This window comes from Variovorax sp. UC122_21 (assembly GCF_044056785.1).
Lineage (GTDB): Bacteria > Pseudomonadota > Gammaproteobacteria > Burkholderiales > Burkholderiaceae_C > Variovorax.
In genome coordinates this window covers 1-3,556 of sequence record NZ_CP172002.1, presented here as the reverse complement: position 1 = coordinate 3,556, position 3,556 = coordinate 1, and the positions used below count along the sequence as shown (strand labels likewise).

The window sequence follows — 3,556 nt, the reverse complement described above, 5'->3', positions numbered from 1 at the left end:
CAGATTGTGTTTGTTAGTCGCTTTTTTTTTTTTGGAATTTTTTTTTTGGAATTTTTTTTTTGCGCTAACAACCTCCTGCCGTTTTGCCCGTGCATATCGGTCACGAACAAATCTGATTACTAAACACAGTAGCCTGGATTTGTTCTATCAGTAATCGACCTTATTCCTAATTAAATAGAGCAAATCCCCTTATTGGGGGTAAGACATGAAGATGCCAGAAAAACATGACCTGTTGGCCGCCATTCTCGCGGCAAAGGAACAAGGCATCGGGGCAATCCTTGCGTTTGCAATGGCGTACCTTCGCGGCAGATATAATGGCGGTGCGTTTACAAAAACAGTAATCGACGCAACGATGTGCGCCATTATCGCCTAGTTCATTCGTGACCTTCTCGACTTCGCCGGACTAAGTAGCAATCTCGCTTATATAACGAGCGTGTTTATCGGCTACATCGGTACTGACTCGATTGGTTCGCTTATCAAACGCTTCGCTGCTAAAAAAGCCGGAGTAGAAGATGGTAGAAATCAATAATCAACGTAAGGCGTTCCTCGATATGCTGGCGTGGTCGGAGGGAACTGATAACGGACGTCAGAAAACCAGAAATCATGGTTATGACGTCATTGTAGGCGGAGAGCTATTTACTGATTACTCCGATCACCCTCGCAAACTTGTCACGCTAAACCCAAAACTCAAATCAACAGGCGCCGGACGCTACCAGCTTCTTTCCCGTTGGTGGGATGCCTACCGCAAGCAGCTTGGCCTGAAAGACTTCTCTCCGAAAAGTCAGGACGCTGTGGCATTGCAGCAGATTAAGGAGCGTGGCGCTTTACCTATGATTGATCGTGGTGATATCCGTCAGGCAATCGACCGTTGCAGCAATATCTGGGCTTCACTGCCGGGCGCTGGTTATGGTCAGTTCGAGCATAAGGCTGACAGCCTGATTGCAAAATTCAAAGAAGCGGGCGGAACGGTCAGAGAGATTGATGTATGAGCAGAGTCACCGCGATTATCTCCGCTCTGGTTATCTGCATCATCGTCTGCCTGTCATGGGCTGTTAATCATTACCGTGATAACGCCATTACCTACAAAGCCCAGCGCGACAAAAATGCCAGAGAACTGAAGCTGGCGAACGCGGCAATTACTGACATGCAGATGCGTCAGCGTGATGTTGCTGCGCTCGATGCAAAATACACGAAGGAGTTAGCTGATGCTAAAGCTGAAAATGATGCTCTGCGTGATGATGTTGCCGCTGGTCGTCGTCGGTTGCACATCAAAGCAGTCTGTCAGTCAGTGCGTGAAGCCACCACCGCCTCCGGCGTGGATAATGCAGCCTCCCCCCGACTGGCAGACACCGCTGAACGGGATTATTTCACCCTCAGAGAGAGGCTGATCACTATGCAAAAACAACTGGAAGGAACCCAGAAGTATATTAATGAGCAGTGCAGATAGAGTTGCCCATATCGATGGGCAACTCATGCAATTATTGTGAGCAATACACACGCGCTTCCAGCGGAGTATAAATGCCTAAAGTAATAAAACCGAGCAATCCATTTACGAATGTTTGCTGGGTTTCTGTTTTAACAACATTTTCTGCGCCGCCACAAATTTTGGCTGCATCGACAGTTTTCTTCTGCCCAATTCCAGAAACGAAGAAATGATGGGTGATGGTTTCCTTTGGTGCTACTGCTGCCGGTTTGTTTTGAACAGTAAACGTCTGTTGAGCACATCCTGTAATAAGCAGGGCCAGCGCAGTAGCGAGTAGCATTTTTTTCATGGTGTTATTCCCGATGCTTTTTGAAGTTCGCAGAATCGTATGTGTAGAAAATTAAACAAACCCTAAACAATGAGTTGAAATTTCATATTGTTAATATTTATTAATGTATGTCAGGTGCGATGAATCGTCATTGTATTCCCGGATTAACTATGTCCACAGCCCTGACGGGGAACTTCTCTGCGGGAGTGTCCGGGAATAATTAAAACGATGCACACAGGGTTTAGCGCGTACACGTATTGCATTATGCCAACGCCCCGGTGCTGACACGGAAGAAACCGGACGTTATGATTTAGCGTGGAAAGATTTGTGTAGTGTTCTGAATGCTCTCAGTAAATAGTAATGAATTATCAAAGGTATAGTAATATCTTTTATGTTCATGGATATTTGTAACCCATCGGAAAACTCCTGCTTTAGCAAGATTTTCCCTGTATTGCTGAAATGTGATTTCTCTTGATTTCAACCTATCATAGGACGTTTCTATAAGATGCGTGTTTCTTGAGAATTTAACATTTACAACCTTTTTAAGTCCTTTTATTAACACGGTGTTATCGTTTTCTAACACGATGTGAATATTATCTGTGGCTAGATAGTAAATATAATGTGAGACGTTGTGACGTTTTAGTTCAGAATAAAACAATTCACAGTCTAAATCTTTTCGCACTTGATCGAATATTTCTTTAAAAATGGCAACCTGAGCCATTGGTAAAACCTTCCATGTGATACGAGGGCGCGTAGTTTGCATTATCGTTTTTATCGTTTCAATCTGGTCTGACCTCCTTGTGTTTTGTTGATGATTTATGTCAAATATTAGGAATGTTTTCACTTAATAGTATTGGTTGCGTAACAAAGTGCGGTCCTGCTGGCATTCTGGAGGGAAATACAACCGACAGATGTATGTAAGGCCAACGTGCTCAAATCTTCATACAGAAAGATTTGAAGTAATATTTTAACCGCTAGATGAAGAGCAAGCGCATGGAGCGACAAAATGAATAAAGAACAATCTGCTGATGATCCCTCCGTGGATCTGATTCGTGTAAAAAATATGCTTAATAGCACCATTTCTATGAGTTACCCTGATGTTGTAATTGCATGTATAGAACATAAGGTGTCTCTGGAAGCATTCAGAGCAATTGAGGCAGCGTTGGTGAAGCACGATAATAATATGAAGGATTATTCCCTGGTGGTTGACTGATCACCATAACTGCTAATCATTCAAACTATTTAGTCTGTGACAGAGCCAACACGCAGTCTGTCACTGTCAGGAAAGTGGTAAAACTGCAACTCAATTACTGCAATGCCCTCGTAATTAAGTGAATTTACAATATCGTCCTGTTCGGAGGGAAGAACGCGGGATGTTCATTCTTCATCACTTTTAATTGATGTATATGCTCTCTTTTCTGACGTTAGTCTCCGACGGCAGGCTTCAATGACCCAGGCTGAGAAATTCCCGGACCCTTTTTGCTCAAGAGCGATGTTAATTTGTTCAATCATTTGGTTAGGAAAGCGGATGTTGCGGGTTGTTGTTCTGCGGGTTCTGTTCTTCGTTGACATGAGGTTGCCCCGTATTCAGTGTCGCTGATTTGTATTGTCTGAAGTTGTTTTTACGTTAAGTTGATGCAGATCAATTAATACGATACCTGCGTCATAATTGATTATTTGACGTGGTTTGATGGCCTCCACGCACGTTGTGATATGTAGATGATAATCATTATCACTTTACGGGTCCTTTCCGGTGAAAAAAAAGGTACCAAAAAAAACATCGTCGTGAGTAGTGAACCGTAAGC

The 3,556-nt window shown here is 43.4% G+C and carries 6 protein-coding genes and 1 pseudogene; 4 read left to right on the top strand and 3 right to left on the bottom strand.

The annotated features are described in order from the left end of the window. The first annotated feature begins 205 nt into the window (after positions 1 to 205). From ACHMXE_RS00035 to rzpD, 3 genes and pseudogenes are all read left to right on the top strand, one after another. Positions 206 to 529: pseudogene (locus ACHMXE_RS00035) on the top strand (phage holin, lambda family). Then, positions 513 to 989, top strand: coding sequence for a glycoside hydrolase family protein (locus ACHMXE_RS00030; RefSeq protein ID WP_000229403.1), 477 nt, complete (start codon positions 513 to 515; stop codon positions 987 to 989). The pseudogene ACHMXE_RS00035 and the gene ACHMXE_RS00030 overlap by 17 nt, the downstream one beginning before the upstream one ends. Further along, positions 986 to 1,447: a prophage endopeptidase RzpD gene (gene rzpD, locus ACHMXE_RS00025; RefSeq protein ID WP_000092275.1), complete on the top strand. Its 462-nt coding sequence runs from the start codon at positions 986 to 988 to the stop codon at positions 1,445 to 1,447. The genes ACHMXE_RS00030 and rzpD overlap by 4 nt, the downstream gene beginning before the upstream one ends. A gap of 31 nt (positions 1,448 to 1,478) precedes the next feature. On the opposite strand, the gene bor is transcribed toward rzpD, so the two are convergent. Together bor and ACHMXE_RS00015 are read right to left on the bottom strand one after the other, a co-directional pair. After that, positions 1,479 to 1,772, bottom strand: a complete 294-nt coding sequence (gene bor / locus ACHMXE_RS00020) for a serum resistance lipoprotein Bor (RefSeq protein ID WP_000738492.1) — start codon at positions 1,770 to 1,772, stop codon at positions 1,479 to 1,481. Positions 1,773 to 2,061: 289 nt separating this feature from the next. After that, a complete protein-coding gene (locus ACHMXE_RS00015; RefSeq protein ID WP_012775990.1) occupies positions 2,062 to 2,472 on the bottom strand; it encodes a DUF1398 domain-containing protein in 411 nt (136 codons plus the stop codon). A 285-nt stretch (positions 2,473 to 2,757) separates the two neighbouring features. Here ACHMXE_RS00015 and ybcW point away from each other — a divergent pair, with 285 nt between their 5' ends. Beyond that, positions 2,758 to 2,964 carry a protein YbcW gene (gene ybcW / locus ACHMXE_RS00010; RefSeq protein WP_001031427.1) on the top strand — a complete coding sequence of 69 codons (207 nt, stop codon included), beginning with the start codon at positions 2,758 to 2,760 and terminating at the stop codon, positions 2,962 to 2,964. A 164-nt stretch (positions 2,965 to 3,128) separates the two neighbouring features. Here the strand turns inward: ybcW and ACHMXE_RS00005 are convergent, their stop codons facing one another. Next, complete coding sequence (locus tag ACHMXE_RS00005) at positions 3,129 to 3,323, bottom strand: YlcI/YnfO family protein (protein WP_001421937.1); 195 nt, start codon at positions 3,321 to 3,323, stop codon at positions 3,129 to 3,131. Positions 3,324 to 3,556: the final 233 nt, after the last annotated feature.